Source organism: Aeromonas sp. TS_SC_11 (assembly GCF_057318915.1).
In genome coordinates this window covers 264120-282395 of record NZ_CM170470.1, presented here as the reverse complement: position 1 = coordinate 282395, position 18276 = coordinate 264120, and the positions used below count along the sequence as shown (strand labels likewise).

15 protein-coding genes are annotated in these 18276 nt (G+C 61.3%); 7 read left to right on the top strand and 8 right to left on the bottom strand.

Annotation, left to right across the window (positions count from 1 at the left end; translation table 11 throughout):
* Positions 1-78: 78 nt before the first annotated feature.
* The gene (locus tag AC1P02_RS01250) at positions 79-1869 is read right to left on the bottom strand and encodes an AMP-dependent synthetase/ligase (RefSeq protein WP_485183677.1); all 1791 of its coding nucleotides are present in this window, start codon (positions 1867-1869) and stop codon (positions 79-81) included.
* Positions 1870-2054: 185 nt separating this feature from the next.
* Here AC1P02_RS01250 and AC1P02_RS01245 point away from each other — a divergent pair, with 185 nt between their 5' ends.
* Entirely contained in the window at positions 2055-2600 is a 546-nt protein-coding gene (locus AC1P02_RS01245) for a thioredoxin domain-containing protein (RefSeq protein ID WP_058394963.1), read from the top strand.
* A 24-nt stretch (positions 2601-2624) separates the two neighbouring features.
* Here AC1P02_RS01245 and rimI read toward each other — a convergent pair whose 3' ends face one another.
* Both rimI and AC1P02_RS01235 read right to left on the bottom strand, forming a co-directional pair.
* Positions 2625-3074 (bottom strand): ribosomal protein S18-alanine N-acetyltransferase, encoded by a 450-nt coding sequence (gene rimI / locus AC1P02_RS01240; protein WP_005313345.1) that lies wholly within the window; start codon positions 3072-3074, stop codon positions 2625-2627.
* A gap of 97 nt (positions 3075-3171) precedes the next feature.
* The gene (locus AC1P02_RS01235; RefSeq protein ID WP_192896354.1) at positions 3172-3588 is read right to left on the bottom strand and encodes a DNA polymerase III subunit psi; all 417 of its coding nucleotides are present in this window, start codon (positions 3586-3588) and stop codon (positions 3172-3174) included.
* 238 nt (positions 3589-3826) lie between these two features.
* Here AC1P02_RS01235 and AC1P02_RS01230 point away from each other — a divergent pair, with 238 nt between their 5' ends.
* Positions 3827-5452, top strand: a complete 1626-nt coding sequence (locus AC1P02_RS01230; protein WP_058394965.1) for an ATPase RavA domain-containing protein — start codon at positions 3827-3829, stop codon at positions 5450-5452.
* Positions 5453-6907 (top strand): ATPase RavA stimulator ViaA, encoded by a 1455-nt coding sequence (viaA, locus tag AC1P02_RS01225; RefSeq protein ID WP_005313338.1) that lies wholly within the window; start codon positions 5453-5455, stop codon positions 6905-6907. It abuts the gene before it with no gap.
* On the opposite strand, the gene AC1P02_RS01220 is transcribed toward viaA, so the two are convergent.
* Positions 6854-7792, bottom strand: a complete 939-nt coding sequence (locus tag AC1P02_RS01220) for a DMT family transporter (RefSeq protein ID WP_306642262.1) — start codon at positions 7790-7792, stop codon at positions 6854-6856. The two genes, viaA and AC1P02_RS01220, sit on opposite strands and share 54 nt — an antisense overlap.
* Before the next feature lie 138 nt (positions 7793-7930).
* Here AC1P02_RS01220 and AC1P02_RS01215 point away from each other — a divergent pair, with 138 nt between their 5' ends.
* Positions 7931-8383: an Lrp/AsnC family transcriptional regulator gene (locus AC1P02_RS01215; RefSeq protein WP_306642264.1), complete on the top strand. Its 453-nt coding sequence runs from the start codon at positions 7931-7933 to the stop codon at positions 8381-8383.
* A 6-nt stretch (positions 8384-8389) separates the two neighbouring features.
* On the opposite strand, the gene AC1P02_RS01210 is transcribed toward AC1P02_RS01215, so the two are convergent.
* The gene (locus AC1P02_RS01210; RefSeq protein ID WP_306642266.1) at positions 8390-9394 is read right to left on the bottom strand and encodes a sensor domain-containing diguanylate cyclase; all 1005 of its coding nucleotides are present in this window, start codon (positions 9392-9394) and stop codon (positions 8390-8392) included.
* A 241-nt stretch (positions 9395-9635) separates the two neighbouring features.
* On the opposite strand from AC1P02_RS01210, the gene AC1P02_RS01205 reads away from it, so the two are divergent.
* A complete protein-coding gene (locus tag AC1P02_RS01205; RefSeq protein ID WP_306642268.1) occupies positions 9636-11516 on the top strand; it encodes a GGDEF domain-containing protein in 1881 nt (626 codons plus the stop codon).
* 250 nt (positions 11517-11766) lie between these two features.
* Positions 11767-13356, top strand: a complete 1590-nt coding sequence (gene prfC, locus AC1P02_RS01200; RefSeq protein WP_087756462.1) for a peptide chain release factor 3 — start codon at positions 11767-11769, stop codon at positions 13354-13356.
* Positions 13357-13451: 95 nt separating this feature from the next.
* Here prfC and AC1P02_RS01195 read toward each other — a convergent pair whose 3' ends face one another.
* Positions 13452-14384 carry a bifunctional helix-turn-helix transcriptional regulator/GNAT family N-acetyltransferase gene (locus AC1P02_RS01195; protein ID WP_485183670.1) on the bottom strand — a complete coding sequence of 311 codons (933 nt, stop codon included), beginning with the start codon at positions 14382-14384 and terminating at the stop codon, positions 13452-13454.
* A gap of 205 nt (positions 14385-14589) precedes the next feature.
* Positions 14590-15627 carry an alkene reductase gene (locus AC1P02_RS01190; protein WP_166541496.1) on the bottom strand — a complete coding sequence of 346 codons (1038 nt, stop codon included), beginning with the start codon at positions 15625-15627 and terminating at the stop codon, positions 14590-14592.
* Between the two features lie 187 nt (positions 15628-15814).
* Here AC1P02_RS01190 and AC1P02_RS01185 point away from each other — a divergent pair, with 187 nt between their 5' ends.
* Positions 15815-16381, top strand: a complete 567-nt coding sequence (locus AC1P02_RS01185) for a TetR/AcrR family transcriptional regulator (RefSeq protein ID WP_485183668.1) — start codon at positions 15815-15817, stop codon at positions 16379-16381.
* Positions 16382-16489: 108 nt separating this feature from the next.
* Here AC1P02_RS01185 and AC1P02_RS01180 read toward each other — a convergent pair whose 3' ends face one another.
* Positions 16490-18214 (bottom strand): proline--tRNA ligase, encoded by a 1725-nt coding sequence (locus AC1P02_RS01180; protein WP_485183666.1) that lies wholly within the window; start codon positions 18212-18214, stop codon positions 16490-16492.
* Between the last annotated feature and the right edge of the window lie 62 nt (positions 18215-18276).

Below are 18276 nucleotides of genomic sequence, written 5' to 3'. Positions count from 1 at the left end.
TTGTCAGACAGACAGCAAAAAGCCGCTTGATGAGCGGCTTTTTGATTTCATGGCGGGCGGGATCAGACGTGGTTGTACTCAGACATGGTTGTACATGGCCTCGATCTCGCTTTGATACTTGGATTCAATGATCTTGCGGCGCAGCTTCATGGTGGGGGTGATCTCTCCCAGCTCCATGGAGAAGGCGCTCGGCAGCAGGGTGAACTTCTTCACCTGCTCGAACTTGGCCAGCTCTTTTTGCAAGTCTGCGATGCGGGCCTCGAAGAACTCCATTACCCGGGAGTGGCGCAGCAGCTCCGTCTTGCACTGGTACTGCAGGTTGATGGAGCGGGCGTACTCTTCCAGCGACTCGAAGCAGGGCACGATCAGCGCCGAGACGAAGTGGCGGGCATCGGCGACGATGGCGATCTGCTCGATGAAGCGATCCTTGCCGATGGTCCCTTCCACCAGTTGCGGGGCCACATACTTGCCGTTGGAGGTCTTCATCAGCTCCTTCAGCCGTTCGGTGAAGTAGATATTGCCGTCCTTGTCCAGCTCGCCCGCATCACCGGTACAGAGAAAGCCATCTGCGGTCATCACCTCGGCAGTGGCTTCCGGCTTGTTGTAGTAGCCGCGCATCACTGTCGGTGAGCGCACCAGCAGCTCGTTGTTCTCCCCCAGCTTCACTTCGATGCCATTCAGGGCCGTACCGATGGAGCCCAGCTTGAATTGTTGATCTTCGTAGCAGCAGACGGTAGCCGTGGTCTCTGTCATGCCATAGCCGTACTTGAGGTTGAGCCCCATGGCCTGGAAGAAGAGATTCACGTCGTCGGCCAGACGAGCGCCGGCCACCGGCAGGAAGCGGGTATGGCCGCCAAAGCGGGCGCGCAGCTTGCGAAACACCAGTCGCTCCGCCAGCGCGAGCTGGGCACAGAGCAGGGGAGAGGCTGATTTGCCCGCCTGACGGGTCGCCACCATCTGCTTGCCGACGCGGGTGGCCCAGCCAAACAGGGCGCGGCGCAGGCGCGGCGCCTGGGCAACCCTGGCCTGGATCATGGCGTAGGCCTTCTCGTAGAGGCGCGGGACGGCGCACATCACGGTCGGCTGCACCTCGCCGATGACATCCATCACCTTCTGCGGGTCGCGAATGTAGACGTTCTCGGCGCCGCAGTAGAGCACATAGTAGGTCCAGGCGCGTTCGAACACATGGCTCAGCGGCAGCATGCAGAGCGACACATCCTGCTCGTTGAGGTCGAGGCGGCTGTTGTGCATCTCGAAACAGGCGGCGATGTTGGCAAAATCGAGCATGACCCCCTTGGGTTCGCCCGTGGTGCCCGAGGTGTAGATCAGGGTCAGCAGGTCATCCATCCGGTACTGGCTTTCCCGCACCCGCAGCTCCTGCTCGCTGGCCTGATGGTTGCCGGAAGCAAGAAATTCCTGAAAGTGGCTGGCCTGGGCGCAGCCGCGCAGATTGACCTTGCCATCGAGGGCGACAATCTGGCGGATCTCGCCATCATTCAACAAGGTCAGCGCCTGATCGAACTGGGGCTGCTCACCCACGAACAGCAGGCCGATACTGGCATCGCGCACTATATACCTGAGTTGCTCAAGGGTGCTGGTGGGGTAGATGGGCACGCTGACGCCGCGGGCGGCGAGGATGCCGAGATCTGCCTGGGTCCACTCCGGCATGTTGCGGGCGTAGAGACCGACCATTTCGGTTGGCTGGTGGCCGGCGCGGATCAGCGCCTGGGCACAGTAGTCCATGGCCTGTCCCAGGGTACGCCAGCCGATGGCGCGCCACTGGCCATCCTGTTGTACGCGCAGGGCGGCCTTGTTGCCAAGCCGGGCAATACGTTCACGCATCAGTCGAACCAGATGGAGTTTCGGCATCAGTCAAACATCCTCAAGTAACAGTTGTACGCCCGCGAGGGCACTAAAATTCGCGCTAGAGTTTAAACTCCAACATTACAGCTTACAAGTGTTCGCCATTTGTCCTGGATCACAAAGTCGCCAACCAGGGCGAGCTGAGGCATGATGGTCGACAAGTGAACGGAGTCATTCAGAGAGGGTGAACAATGCGTGTCGGGATCAAGGGAATTATCACGGGGGTATTGCTGTTGCTGGCCGGGACGGGTGGGCTCTGGTTTGTGTTCAGTGGCACGCCGGCCGAGGAGGAGACCCCCTGGCTGGCTGGGGCCCAGGGGTACGAAAAAGCGCAGCAGCTGGCTCTGCACAAGGGGTATTCATTGCTCTATGTGATTGAGAGTGCCAAGTGCCGACGCTGCAAACTGCTGGACAAGATGCTGTGGCAGTCTGACGACATGTCACCCGTGCTGGCCAAGCTGATCAAGGTACGGCTCAATCCCCATGCGAAGGATGGCAGCGAGCATATACTGCGCCGCTTCCCGCAGGTTGCCACCCCGCCAGGCATCTATGTGCAACGGCCGGGAGAACCCCTCAAGCCCATCAAGATAGTGGTGGATCTCGAGCAGATCTGGATGCCGGGAGTTACCTGGCAGCGCGGCTTCTTCATGCCGCTGTCGGCGGCCGGTTTCGAAGCCGTGCTGCACACCACCCAGAGCCTGCAGGATCCTGCCCTCGACAATGCGCCGCTGCTCTGAGTGGCGTCGGCATGAGGGAGTGGCTCAGCTGAAGTCGAACAGGCGGGACATGAGCACGGCATCTTCCCGCTCGTTGCCGGTGCCGTAGTAGTCGACCCGGCGGCAATACTCGGCAAACCCTTCACTCTCGTAGAGGCCGATGGCTGTCTTGTTGCTGGCGCGCACCTCCAGAAACCAGGCCTCGGCTCTCTTTTCCTTGCTGCGGGCGAGATACTCCTTCAGCAGTGCCCGTCCCAGCCCCTTGCCCTGAAAATCGGGGTGCACGCAGATGTTCATCAGCGAACTGTCGCCCGCCACCAGATCCGAGATGTAGAAACCCGCAGGCCGCCCATCCACCAGCATCAAACCATTGAGATAGCGCGGCCCGAAACAGGAGAGCAGATTGGCCTGGCTCCAGGGCTCCTTGTGGGCGGCTTGTTCTATGGGATAGACAAGCTCGAAGTCGGATTCGAGCAGGGGGCGAAAGAGGTGCATGATCACTCCGGTTAATGCGGGGACGGCTGGCCCGGTCGGCCAAATGTAAAGTTTGGTAAAGATGAGATGGCCGGGCTGTATTGCGGCCCGGAGCCGATCACAATGGGCCCTGCTCCTGGCAGGATGGCACCCGTTGGCGCAGCTGTTGCCACAGCGCCCGTTTGTGGGGCGCATCGGGAGAGAGCGGACAGATCAGCGCCTCTGGCCAGCGAGGATCCGGCTCGGTGAGCCAGAGCAGCGGGGGGGCAGCTTGTTCGGGCATCTCCTGCAGCAGGCTCACCTCATGGGGGGCAATCCCCAGCAACTGGCAGATGTCATGGAGCAGAGCGGTATCCGGCAGCGCCGGTGCCCGCACCCAGAGCTTGCCGGTGGGCAGGTCGACATGAGGCCGGGGATCTGGCTGCCCGGTCTGTGCTGCCTCATCACGAGAGCCAGCCAGTAACTGGGGGCGTCTGAGTTGCCAGCCTTGAATACCGATTCTGGCCAAGATGTGCTGGCGAACGGGATCTTGCATGGATGATGACTCACTCTTGATCTGAGTTGGTGAAAAATGTGCTGCGAAGGGTACACTCGAACGCCTTTTTCTGCACTCTTTGCCCTTTGCCATTCTGCTGTGCTTCCAGTCCGGTCAGTCGGGATGGGGTTGGCAGGCAGACCATAACAGACAACATCATAATAAAACCAACCCCGGGCAATCTGGTCGTCATGACGTGACCCGGAATTATCGTGATCCCAGCTTCGGAATGCTCTCTATGTCATTATCTGCTCACAGTTCTGCCCGTGCCGTGCCTATTCATGAACGCCTGCCCAACCTGCTGGCCGCCCTCGGCGAGGGGCTTTATGAACGCCAGGATGCCTTGCGGCTAGGCCTGCTGGCAGCACTGAGCGGCGAGAGCGTGTTTCTGCTGGGCCCCCCCGGGATTGCCAAGAGCCTGATTGCCCGTCGTCTGAAGCTGGCCTTCCATGAAGCCCGTCACTTCGAGTACCTGATGACCCGCTTCAGCACGCCGGAGGAGGTGTTTGGCCCCTTGTCTATCCAGGCCCTGAAGGAAGATGGCAAGTACCTGCGCCTGACCGCCGGATATCTGCCCCAGGCCGAGGTGGTCTTTCTCGACGAGATCTGGAAGGCGGGCCCGGCCATCCTCAACACCCTGCTGACTGCCATCAACGAGCGTCAGTTCCGTAACGGCGACGAGACACTCCCCATTCCGATGCGTCTGCTGATCAGCGCCTCCAACGAGCTGCCTGCCCCGGACAGCGGGCTGGATGCGCTCTATGACCGCATGCTGGTGCGTGTCTGGATGGACAGGGTGCAAGAGAAATCCAACTTCCAGGCCATGTTGTCCAGTGATGGCGCCTCCCCACGTCACCTCTCTCCCGCCCTGCAGGTGCAAAGCGAGGAATATCTGCTGTGGCAACGGCAGATCGAGCAGGTGGTGTTGCCCGACGAGGTATTCGAGCTTGTCTATCAGCTGCGACAGCGGCTCGACAGCATGGGCGACGAACCCTGCTATGTCTCGGATCGGCGCTGGAAAAAGGCGGTACGCCTGTGCAAGGCCAGTGCCTTCTTCCATGGCCGGCGGGAGGTAGCGCCGCTGGATCTGCTGCTGCTGAAAGATTGTCTCTGGCATAACGAAGAGAGCCGCACCGCCCTGCTGACGCTGATGGAGGAGTTTGCCCGTCTGCACTGTTACCGGCAGCAGGCATTGATTTCCCGTCATATGGCCGTCACCTCGGCCTTGCAGGAGTTGCAACAGCAGATGAGTATCCGGCTGGCGCTCAAGGCTGATCCCCACAAAGGGATGCTGGGCAAGCGCAGCAAGGGCTGGCAATTGCCCCTGGAGGAGGCACGCAAGCAGGGAGAGCGGGGCCTGCAAATCCAGCTGCACCTGCTTACCCCGGCCCGACTCAGCCCGGAGGAGCCTGATCTGCTGGTAGAGACACTGGAGTGTGACAAGGTGGTGCTGGGTCACTGGCAGTTCGGTGGCGACAAGGTGATGTTCCATCCCGTTGGCAGCAAGACAGGATTGACGCTGGAGCTTGAGCTCGACAGCAGCCAGCGTCTGAATCTGCTCGACAGCCAGCGCCACCCCATTCCTCTGGTGCTGGTGTGCCGTGAGCCCTTGCCTGGTCTGATAAGCGCCCCCTGGTACAAGACCCTTGCCAACCTCAATGACCAGCTGGCGGCCTTGCGCACCGAGCTGCGTCGCCAGCGTCATCGTTTTGATGACCACCAACCCCACCATTTCATTGGATCGCGCTGGCTGGTTGCCATCGAGGAGGGCTTCTTCACCCTGGCCCGTGAACTTGATCAAACGGCTGAGCAACTGGCCCAGTGGCAGCAGCGCCTGCCACTGCTGTGCGGGGAGCAGGGGTAAATGATCGAAATTGGCACCATGAGCGCCTTGCTGGCGATCTCGGAGGGAGAGATGGTGTCCGAGATGGTGGTCGCCCTGCTGGCCAGTACCCAGATCTCCCGCTTCATCCGGATAGGCAAGGCACAGGGCCGTTCCCTGAAACAGCGGCTGCAGCGCTGGCGCCATCAGGTGAACGACACCATAGCTCATACCCCTGTGCCTCCCGTGCTGGAACAGGAGTTTCTGCTCTATCAGCACTTTATCTCCCTTTCCCTCGCTCGCCTTGTGGCCGAGTTGCCTACCCTGCTCAGTGCTCTGGAGCGGGGTAGCGACTTTGCCGATGAGGGGCGACAGCTGGCCCATCAGTTGGTGGATCATCCCACCGAGGGTGCTAGGCGGCTGATGCTTGAGAAGTGGCGAGCCAGCCTGGTGGGCGCTTTGCTGCGTTTGCAGCAGGAGCTGGCCGAGGCGGAGCGGCTCAGGTTGCAGCAGGAGCTGGAGGAACAGATCGGCGCCAGCGAGGAGCTGGAACAAGTGCTGGATCCCCAGCGGCGCACGGCCGGTGGCTTGTGGAACCTGGCTCAGGGACGCTGGCAGCCAGCCTCTCTGGTGCTGATCCGCCAATATGCCGCCATGCTGCGCAAAGAGCCCATGTTGCAGGAGATCGCAGACAGCATGGGGCGCAGTCTGCACGATAGCGAGCAGTTACAGCGGCCCCAGCCACCGCAGCCCACCCTGATCCAGGAGCCGGTGTTAAGTGACGATGTGCCCGATGATCTGGTCGGGATCCACCCGGCCAATGATCTGATGAGAATGCTGCCGAGTGAGGCCGTCATGCTGGGGGTGCCCGAGCTGGAGCTGGAGTTTTACCGCCGCTATCTGGAGCGGCGCCTGCTCAGCTATCAGGCCAGAGGTACCCTGCCGAGGCATCAGTTGCTGCCTCGTACCACGGATCGGGGTGATCAGGAGTTGCAGCCCATGGGGCCAGTGATTGTCTGTATCGACACGTCCGGCTCCATGGGGGGTTACCCTGAGCAGTGTGCCAAGGCGCTGGCGCTGGCACTGTTGCAGCTTGCCTTGACCGAGCAGCGGCGCTGCTTCGTGATGCTCTTCTCCACCGATGTGGCGACCTTCGAGCTGACCGATGCCAACGGCCTCGATGAGGCTCAGCGTTTTCTGGCCATGACCTTCAATGGCGGCACGGATCTGCTGCCCTGCCTGAGCGCCACCCTGCAACAGTTACAGGCGCCCGGTTTCGAGCTGGCGGATGTGCTGGTGATCTCCGACTTCATTGCCCAGCGTCTGCCCGCTTCGCTGGTGGAGCTGATGGACCGCCAGCGTGGCCGTGGCACCCGGTTCAACGCCGTTGCCATGTCCCGTCACGCCAAGCCGGCCCTGCTGCGGGTGTTCGATAAAAGCTGGCTACTCGACTGCGGTTTGCGCGGCCGCTTGCTGCGCCGCTGGTTGCGTAGCTGATATTGACCCCCCTGATCCGCGCCATACTGGCAGACTGACCAGCACAACGCCGACACACAAGAAGCCCAGCGCCAGCCATACCGGCTGTGAAATGGTCTCCCCCAGCAGCCACCAGGCCAGCATGGCCGCCATCACAGGGGTCAGGGAGCCGAGTGCCGAGCTGACCTCGGCCCCCAGGGTGCGAATGGCGTGGGCGTAACAGAGCGCCGCCAGCAAACCGGCTCCAATTCCCTGCAACAAACCCTGCCATAACCAGATGCTGGCATGACCCACAGTGGGCAAGGGGCTCCAAAGGAGTGTCGGCAGCAGCAACAGGGCTGAGGGCACTGCCACCAGAGCGGCGGCATCCAGTGCCGCGAGTCCGCTATGCCTGACTGCCAGGGTAAACAGGGCCCACAGCAGGGCCGCCCCCAGAAAACAGACTTGCCCCTGCCATAAACCGGGCTCCCCGCTCAGCAGCAGGGTCGCCGTGGCCAGGGCGATGAGGGAGAGCCCGCAGCGCCGTTGGGCGGGACAAGATTCGCGCCACAGCAGCAGGCCCAGCAGGCTGACCATGAGGGGGGCTGTGCCCGGTATCAGGGCGCTGCCCTGGGCGACCGGAGCCAGCTGCATGCCGGTGGCGCCGAGCCAGAAGAAGGGCAGACCGGCCCCGGTCAGCATGGCCAGCTGCCAGCGCAGGGGAACGCTGTGCAGCCGGGTGCGGTGGCGCCAGTAGTAGGGAAGCAGCAGCAAGGCGGGGATACCAAATCGCAGCAGAGCCAGCGCCTGTGGCGGGAGCTTCTCCTCGGCACCAAGGCGCAGGGAGAGGAAGAAACCGGACCAGAGCAGCACGGTGGCGAGGGCGGCGGCCCAGCCGCTGCAACGGGGTGACAGGGTGAATGACATAAGGGTTCCCTCCATGGAATGTCCTGCGCCATTATCCGGCCAGGAGGGAGGGTGTTTCAGGGCAAACTGTTTGAGAAATCAGGATGTAGTTGCTAGTTTCAGCCAATCCAACAGGGATTTTTACCGGATATCGCCAAGATGCTCGACAGAATTGATTTACATCTGCTGCGGTTGCTGCAACAGGATGGTCGCCTCTCCACAGTGGAGCTGGCGGAGCAGGTTGGTTTGTCAGCCTCCCCCTGTGCGCGGCGCCTGAGGCGGCTGGAGGGGGAGGGACACATTCAGGGGTATCGTGCCGTGCTGGCGCGGGAGAAACTCGGCCTTGGCATCACCATCTTCGTCAACGTGCGGCTCAGCCAGCACAAGGAGCCCTTGGTAGATGCCTTCGAGCAGGCGGTGGCGGCCATGGCTGAGGTGATCAGCTGCCACACCGTCTCCGGCAATTACGACTATCTGCTGGAGGTGGTGATGCCGGATCTGCCCGCCTATGAGCAGTGGATCAGACGATTGCAGTCCCAGGACATGGTCAATGACATCAGCAGCCACTTCGCCATTCGCGCGGTCAAGGTGATGGGGCCGCTGCCCATTTGACTTTTTTCAGGCGCCGGGCTGGTGGCCGAGTCCCCGCTCGTTGACCTGATCCTGATCCAGCAGGGGTTGGCCGCTGGGCTGGGAGACATAAAAACCCCGCTTGCCGCTGCGCTTGACCCGGTACATGGCCTGATCGGCTCTGGCCAGCGCCGTGCTGAAGTCATCCTGTGGCCGGATCTGCGCTATCCCCATGCTCAATCCCACCTCGGCCTCGCCGTTGGGCAGCTCGAACGGAGTCGAGATGACATTGACGCACTGGTGGGCCAGGTGATGGGTGCGGGGATCGTCACTGTGCCAGGGCAGCAGCAACACGAACTCGTCCCCGCCGAGGCGGCCCAGCTTCACCCCTTCGTCACAACAGGCCTTGATCCGCTGGGTGAGGGCGATCAGCAGCTCATCACCTGCCCTGTGGCCCAGGTTGTCGTTCACCTGCTTGAAGTTATCGAGATCGATGAAGCAGATGGCCCTGAACTCCTGCGGGAACTGGCGTTGCAATGCAGTGCGATTGAGCAGGCCGGTGAGAGGATCTCGATGGGCGAGCTGGGCGAGCTGCTGTTCGTACTCCTTCTCATGGGTGATGTCGATGTGGGTACCCATCACCCGCAGCGGTTTGCCCTGCTTATCCCACTCCACCACCCGGCCCCTGTCCAGCACCCAGGTGGTCTTGCCATCCTTGGCGATCATGCGGTGCATCACCTGATAGAAGGGGCTCTTGCCGCTCAGATGATCGAAGAAGGCCTGCAGTACCCGCTCCCTGTCTTCCGGATGCAGGTGTTCACGCCACACATCGAAGTGGGCCGACAGCTCCTTGGGCTGGTAGCCGAGCATGGCCCCCCAGCGTCGGTTGAAGATGATGAGCTTGCCGGTGGGAAGGTGATTCTGCCAGATACACAGGCCAGTGCCGTCCATGGCGGCATCCAGTTTCTCCCGCGCATCGTCGGCTACCCGCTTCAGGCGCTCATTCTCCTGCAGCAGCTTGTCATAGGCGGCCTGCAGCTCCTCGTATGTCATGAACTCGTTCTTCCCTGTGGTCGTTGCGGCCTATAGTCGATGCTGGCTGTGAGCCTGTAAAGTGCGACAAAACGATAATGCAGCCCTCCTCTCGTCTTGCACTCTGCAAAGCTTCTTGCCGGGGCTGATGGCCTGTGAGTGGTACCGCATGGACAGGTTTTGCTGGCGAGCCACCCAAGGAGCGATATGATAAGTCCATGTTTGCGCCGCAATGAGCTTGTTTCCTCCCATGATTCATAAAATGGCTTCACTTTGTCTGATGCCGCTGCTCCTGCTCGCAGGGTGGGCCGCGCCGGCGTGGGCAGCCCGTGGCCCCTTGCCGGAACCTGTGCTCGTCGGGGAGCTGAGCCAGCTGGAAAATGATGCTCTTCCCCCTCGCGTCTTCCGGCTGCGAGTTGCCGCCCTGGCGGCCCACAGGGAGAGCTACTCACCACAGTTGCAGGGACGCATCGCCCGGTTGCAGTGCTGGGCGCGCGATTCCGAGCGTACCAGCGAATATGAGGCGACCATTGCGTTTGCCAGTGAGCAGCTGGCGTCGGCTCGCAAGCAGCAGGACAGAGAGACGGAGGCCGGCCTCTTTATCTGCCGGGGCTTCAATCAGCAGATGCTGGGCAATATGACCCAGGCCAAGGCGGATTATGATGCCGCCCTGGTACTGGCTGAGGCTCTCGAGGATCCTCGTCTGAAGAGCGATGCTCTCAGTTATCGGGGTGATATGTTTGCCTATCAGGGGGCATTGGCACAGGGCTTGATAGACCTGCTCGCCGCCTATGACGGTTATGTTGCGCTGGGACTGGAGGGGATGAGGCTGCAGGTGTTGGCCCAGATTGCCAACACCTATCGGCGAATGGGGATATACGCGCGAGCCCATGAGTATTTTGAAGAGCTGATGCAGGCCTATCTGCAACGGCACGATCAGAGCAACCTGATCGATGTCGGTACCCAGCTGGCCATCCTCTATACCGATCAGGGCCGTTACGAGCAAGCCCTGCCCCTGCTAGAAGCGGGTGAGCGTTATTACCGTCAGCAGCAGAGAGAGATGGATCTCGCCTGGCTCAGGGTCGAGTTGTCCTGGTGCCTGCTGAATCTGAAGCGGGTTGACGAGGCGCTGACCAAGCTGGAGCAGGCGAAACCTGTCCTGTATCGACATGAAAAAGATACGGACGAGGCGACGCTGGGGCTATGGCAACTGGTGATGGGATTGACGCTGGATGCCAAAAAGGAGTGGGACAAGGCCCTGCACTATCTGGCCAGGGCCGAGTCCATCTTCAGTCAGGAGCAGAACCAGCGCTTTCTCGCCTGGATCTATCAGGCCAGGGCCAGAATTCTTGAGCAGCAGGGTCAGGTCAATGGTGCGCTGGCGGCGCTCCAGCAGTATGTGCAGATAAAGAGCGAGCTTGATCGCTTGCTGAATGAACAGCGTTCGGCCCAGATCCGCCTGGAGTTCGATCTGGCGCGCAAGGAGCTGGAGAACCAGACCCTCAAGACCCGGCAGCTGGTTCAGGCCGAGCGGTTGAAGCAGTTGCAGGAACGGCGCCAGTGGCAATATATCGTGGTGGTACTGTTGCTGGTCGTCATGGGGATGCTGGCGCTCTACCTGTTAAATCGCTCCCGCAAGCTGCGTCAGCTTGCCATGACCGACGAGCTGACCGGCATCCACAATCGTCGCCAGATCCAGGCCAAGGGAGAGGTGTGGTTCAGGCAGGCCAGAGACAATGGCAAGCCACTGTGCGTGCTGATCCTGGACATAGACCACTTCAAGCAGGTCAATGATACCCTGGGTCACCACATGGGAGACAGGGTGCTGACTGCCGTGGCCAGCTGCATCGGCGTCCAGATGCGTCATCTGGACAGGGTCGGGCGGCACGGTGGCGAAGAGTTTCTGGTGCTGCTGCCTGATACCCGTATGGAGGAGGCACTCGAGGTGGCTGAGCGGATCCGTCATGAGGTCTCCCGGTTGCACATAGAGGAGATGCCGGAGGGCCATCCGGTGCATGTCAGCATCGGCTGTGCCGAATGCAGCCTGCTCGATGAGAGTCTGGGGGATCTGATCAAACGGGCCGATGAGGCCATGTACAGAGCCAAGCAGGCCGGTCGCAACCAGGTGATGCGGGCCGAATAGGGTGATCTGGCTCCCTTCGCGAACGGCTCTAAGCCGGGCTGGGTATTTTTCACTCGCGCGGGTATAATGTCGCGCAATTTTGCTTTGACTCAGGCGAGAAGACCCATGTAACGCAGCCCTCCTCCCTCTCTCCACCGGGTTGGCAAAACGCCAGCTGGCGTGGCTTTCGTTGCGTATACATGTGCCGTGAGCGGCATCCCGTATTTATTCCCACGGTGGCCAAGGCCGCCGCCCAATAGAAGAACGTTGAATTATGTCAGCTGAATTTCTGAGTGAAGTCTCCAAGAGACGCACTTTTGCGATCATCTCGCACCCGGATGCGGGTAAAACCACCATCACCGAAAAGGTCCTGCTGTTCGGACATGCCATTCAGCGCGCCGGTACCGTCAAGGGCCGTGGCTCAGGCCAGCACGCCAAATCCGACTGGATGGAGATGGAGAAGCAGCGTGGTATCTCCATCACCACCTCTGTGATGCAGTTTCCCTATGCGGATTGCCTGGTCAACCTGCTCGATACCCCGGGTCACGAGGACTTCTCCGAAGATACCTACCGTACTCTGACGGCGGTCGACTGCTGCCTGATGGTCATCGATGCCGCCAAGGGTGTCGAAGATCGTACTCGCAAGCTGATGGAAGTGACCCGGCTGCGCGATACCCCCATCCTCACCTTCATGAACAAGCTGGACCGCGAAGTGCGCGATCCCATGGAAGTGATGGACGAGGTGGAACGCGAGCTGAAGATCATGTGTGCCCCCATCACCTGGCCCATCGGCTGCGGCAAATCCTTCAAGGGTGTCTATCACCTCTACAAGGATGAGACCTACCTGTATCAGACCGGTCAGGGCCATACCATCCAGGAGAAGCGGGTGGTCAAGGGCCTGCACAACCCTGATCTGGACGCCGCCATCGGCGAAGATCTGGCAGCCCAGCTGCGTGGTGAACTGGAGCTGGTGCAGGGCGCCTCTCCCGAGTTCGATCACGAGGCCTTCATCGCGGGCGAGATGACGCCAGTCTTCTTCGGTACTGCGTTGGGTAACTTCGGTGTCGACCACATGCTGGACGGCCTGACCGACTGGGCGCCGGCCCCCATGCCGCGCAAGGCCGAGAGCCGCATCGTTGAAGCGACCGAGGAGAAGTTCTCCGGCTTCGTATTCAAGATCCAGGCGAACATGGATCCGAAACACCGCGACCGTATCGCCTTCATGCGCGTTGTGTCCGGCACTTACAGCAAGGGCATGAAGATGCGCCACGTGCGCATCGGCAAGGACGTGAACATCTCAGACGCCGTCACCTTCATGGCCGGTGATCGGGAGCAGGCCATCGAGGCCGTCGCGGGCGATATCATAGGTCTGCACAACCACGGCACCATACAGATAGGCGACACCTTCACCCAGGGTGAGGATCTCAAGTTCACCGGCATCCCGAACTTTGCCCCCGAGCTGTTCCGCCGCATCCGCCTGCGCGACCCGCTCAAGCAGAAGCAGCTGCTCAAGGGACTGGTCCAGCTCTCTGAAGAGGGGGCTGTGCAGGTGTTCCGTCCGCTCATCAGCAACGATCTCATCGTCGGCGCGGTCGGTGTGCTGCAGTTTGACGTAGTAGTTTCGCGTCTGAAGAGCGAATACAACGTCGAAGCCCTGTACGAGGCGGTCAACGTTTCCACTGCCCGCTGGGTGGAAGGGACTGACGTCAAGAAGTTCGAAGAGTTCAAGCGCAAGAACGAGCTTAACCTGGCGCTGGATGGCGGTGACAACCTCACCTACATAGCACCGACCATGGTCAACCTGCGTCTGTCTCAGGAACGTCATCCGGACGTTCACTTCCGTCAGACTCGCGAGCATTGATAATGGCTTGCCTGCAAGATAAAAAAGACCCCGCTTCGGCGGGGTCTTTTTTGTTGGCGACTTGGGTGCCCGGTCTGAACCGGATTTATCGATTGCTAGGATGCTGAGGGGCTTCGGGTGAGCGACAGCATCATGCAGATCTCGCAGGCATCGTGGCCGGTACAGCCAAGCGGCCCAGGCAGATGCTCGAAGCCGAGGGATTCGTAGAGCGTGGTCGCCTCGCGCAGTACCTCTGTGGTTTCCAGATAGCAGCGCCGGTAACCGAGGGTGCGTGCCTCGTCCAGTGCCAGCAGCACCAGCCGTCGACCCAGCCCCAACCCGCGCAGGGAGGGCATGAAGTACATCTTCTGCAGCTCGCAGACCTGATCCTCTTCCCCCGCCAGCGGCGCTATGCCGCCGCCGCCGAGGATGGTGCCATCAGGCCCTTCGATCACCCAGTAGCGGCTCATCTCCCCCAGATAGGTCTCGTGCAGTCGATCGAGGTCAGGGTCGGCCACCCCGTAGCCCTTGTCGGCGGTGAGGCCGTATTCGGCGGAGACGGCGCGCACCACGGCGGCGATATGGGGATTGTCGGCGGCAGTGATGGAACGGATGCGGTAGCCCTGCTGACGGCGGGCGCGGGAGAGGGCGCTGCGATAGAGGCGCAGACCGGCCCACAGTTGCTCGCGCTCGCTCAGGGTGAGCTGGGCCAGGGTCTCTTCCATGGCGCTGTCCATCTCCTGATGCAGCACCAGCAGTTGGGCCTGGCCGGCGATGGTGAGGCGCGCTTCCTTGCTGCGTCCGTCGGACGGATGGGGGTGCCAGCTGATGAGCTCCCGTTCGGCGAGGCGGGCCAGCGGGCGGCTGGCATTGGACTTGTCGATGCGCAGCCGCTCGGCCAGTTGCTGGTTGGTGGCGGGGCCGCTCTCCAGTTCGATCAGCAGATGTGCTTCGAGCGGGGTGAGCGCCAGCTCGCCGCACTGCTGGGAGAGCATGCCGAGTTCGCGAACCAGATCGCGCGACAGGGCGCGCAGGGGACGGGGATCCATATCAGGGCTTCCTATTTGGTTGTCTTCAACAACCAATATAGCCAACTAGTTGTCACTGGCAACCTTTTTATGGGGGTTGAGTGGTGGATCATGAGGCGGACAAGGAGAGGCCGGATATAAAAAAGGGCCCGAAAGGGGCCCAAACATTGGAAACCCGCGCCCGGGGGCGCGGATCCCATCCTTGGTTGGTCATGAACTGGCGTGTTTACACCAGCTCTGTCAGCATGGCGTCGGCATAAGGGGTCAGTGCCTCGCCCTTCTGCACTTTGGCGAGATAGTCCGGGTTGGCGATCAGCGGGCGACCGATGGCGACGAGGTCGAACCGGTTGGCCTTGATGGCATCCAGGGCGGTGTCGGCGCTGTAGTTGCCAACCCCGACCAGATGGCCGTCATAGTGGGCGCGCAGGTAGTCGGAAGCGCGGCCATCCAGATAGTCGAAGGTGAGGCTGTCATCGAAGATGCCCAGATGCACATAGGCCAGGGCGCGCTGGTTCAGCTCGGCCAGCAGATAATCGAACACGGCGCGATCCCGCTTGTCACCTTCCAGATGCACATAGGCACCGGGGGAGAGACGCACTCCCACTCGATCTGCCCCGATGCGGGCGTTGACTGCATCCACCACTTCCAGCGCGAAGCGGCTCATGTTTTCCGGGCTGCCGCCGTACTGGTCGCTGCGCAGGTTGCTCGAATGGTGCAGGAACTGGTCGATGAGGTAGCCGTTGGCACCATGGATCTCCACCCCGTCAAAACCTGCTTCAATGGCGTTGGCAGCGGCCTGGGCGTAATCCTCTGCCAGCTGGCCTATCTCGGCCACTGTCAGGGGACGGGGCACCTGATACTCCAGCTCGCGCATGCGTGGCACAGTCCCCTCATGGGCGACGGCAGACGGTGCCAGCACTTCGCCATGATGGAAGAAAGGGTGGGAGAGGCGACCCACGTGCCACAGTTGGGCGAAGATTTTGCCGCCATTTGCGTGTACGGCGCTGGTGACTTTTTTCCAGCCTTCGATCTGCTCCGGGCTGTAGAGTCCGGGGGTATTGGGATAGCCCTGGCCATCCGGGCGAATGATGGTGGCTTCGGAGATGATGAGGCCGATATCGGCACGACGGGCGTAATAGGCGGCCATCTGTTCGGTGGGCACCAGGCCCGGACCGGCCATGCAACGGGTGAGCGGTGCCATCATGAAGCGATTCGCGAGGGTGAGGGTGTCGTTGAGGCGATAGGGCTGAAACAGGGTATTCATGATCGTCTGTCCTAAGGGAGTGATTCTTGAACGTGCATTCAAGACGTTTTTTGTTTTGTGTGCAAGTCTTTTTTGAACGAGCATTCAACATGGGTTGGTCTTGCCTGCCCGCTGGGGTAAACTTGCCGCCCTTTTTGTTCCCCCTCATCGGCTCTGCGCCGGTGATCGCTTTTTCAACGGAGAAACCATGCGCAGCGCCGAGTTCAACCGGGACGACGTCTTGCGAAATGCCATGGAGGCATTTCGTGCCAAGGGTTACGCCAAGACCACGATGCAGGAGCTGGTGGCGGCGACCGGGTTGCATCCGGGCAGCCTCTACGCGGCGTTTGGCAATAAACGCGGCCTGCTGCTGGCGGCGGTCGATCACTATGTGCAGGAAAAAAGCGTGCTGCGCCGCGGTTTCTTTGCCGCCGCAAGTCCGCTGGCGGGGGTGCAGGCCTACCTCAGCCAGATAGTGAACGATGCCCTGTGCGGCACCTGTCTGGTGACCCGCACCCTGATGGAGCTGGCGGAGCAGGACGAAGAGCTGCACCTGCGGTTCAAGGCCATCTATGCCGAGCTGGACGCCGATCTGGCGCAGATCCTGAGTCTCGCCCAGCAGCGCGGCGAGCTGATGGCCGACCGCGACATCCCGACTCTGACCGCCTTCCTGCTGATCAACATCCAGGGCCTGGTCACCTTCGCCCAGTGTCGCCCCGACCGCGCCCTGCTCGATGGCGTCGTCACCCAGCTGATGACAGCCCTGCGAGCCTGAGTCGTAGGGGGATCTGATGGCCCTTCGGCCTGTCAGGCTCAGGGTCAGCAGAAAACAAAAAGCGCGCCGATTGGCGCGCTTTTTTATACCAGCAGTGGCGGCGTGGGATTAACGACCCAGCTTGGCCTTGAGCATGGCAATGATCTCTGTGATCGCCACTTCCTGCTTCTCGCCGGAGCGGCGGCACTTGTACTCCACCACGCCGTTGTCCAGACCGCGATCGCCGATGACGATGGCGTGCGGCACACCCAGCAGCTCCATATCGGCGAACATCACGCCCGGGCGCTCCTTGCGGTCATCGAACAGCACGTCCACACCGGCGGCTTTCAGCTCGGCGTAGAACTGCTGTGCCTGCTCGGCCACGCGCTCGGATTTGTGCATGTTCATCGGCACGATGGCCACTTCGAACGGAGCGATGGCGTCCGGCCAGATGATGCCGTACTGGTCGTTGTTCTGCTCGATGGCAGCCGCCACCAGACGAGAGACCCCGATACCGTAGCAACCCATCTCCATGGTGACGGATTTGCCACCTTCGTTCAGCACGCTCGCCTTCATGGCTTCGGAGTACTTGGTACCCAGCTGGAAGATGTGGCCCACTTCGATGCCGCGCTTGAGCAGCAGCTTGCCCTGGCCGCACGGGCTCGGGTCGCCTTCCACCACGTTGCGCAGGTCGGCAACTTCATAGGTAGCGATGTCGCGATCCCAGTTTGCACCGGTCAGGTGGAAGCCGGTCTCGTTGGCGCCGCAGACGAAGTCCGCCAGATGGGCGGCGCTGCGATCGGCAATGATGCGACCAGCAAAGCCGACCGGACCGATGGAGCCCGCATCGCAACCAGCGGCAGCCTTGATCTGCTCGTCGTTGGCGAAGGTCAGCGGGTTGGCAACACCCGGGAGCTTCTCGGCCTTGATCTCGTTCAGCTCGTGATCGCCACGCAGCACCAGGGCGATGACGGCCTGATTGCCGTGCTCATCCGCTTCGGCCAGTACCAACAGGGTCTTGGCGATGGCGGTTGGTGCCACGCTCAGGAAAGCAGCTACTTCGTCGATGGTGTGGACGTTTGGAGTGGCAACCTTGGTCAGGGCTTTGGTTGCGGCAGCGCGCTCGCCAGCCGGCGCCAGCGCTTCGGCCATCTCTATGTTGGCGGCGTAATCTGAGGTATCGGAGAAGGCAATCAAGTCTTCACCGCTCTCGGCCAGTACCTGGAATTCGTGGGAGCCGGTGCCGCCGATGGAGCCGGTATCGGCCTGTACAGGACGGAAGTTCAGCCCCATGCGGGTAAAGGCGGCGCAGTAGGCGGCGTGCATCCGCTCGTAGGTCTCGATCAGCGAGGCCTTGTCGATGTGGAAGGAGTAGGCGTCCTTCATCAGGAACTCGCGACCGCGCATCACGCCGAAACGGGGACGCACTTCATCGCGGAACTTGGTCTGGATCTGGTAGAGGTTGAGCGGCAGCTGCTTGTAGCTGTTCACTTCGTAACGGACCAGGGAGGTGATCACCTCTTCGTGGGTCGGACCCAGTACGAAGGAGCGGTTGTGGCGGTCGGTCAGGCGGCACAGCTCGGGGCCGTAGTCGTCCCAGCGGCCGGACTCCTGCCACAGCTCGGCGGGTTGTACCACCGGCATGGAGACTTCGATGGCGCCAGCATTGTTCATCTCTTCGCGAACAATGTTCTCGATCTTTTTCAGTACCCGCAGGCCGGACGGCAGCCAGGCATACATGCCGGAGGCCAGTTTGCGGATCATGCCGGCGCGCAGCATCAGCTGATGACTGACGACTTCGGCGTCGGACGGGGTTTCCTTGAGAGTGGAAAGCAGGTATTGGCTGGTACGCATCGCTCGTGACCTTAGATAAGACGGGCCGCGGGGCCCTGGATAAATTCAAGAGCGGAATTTTA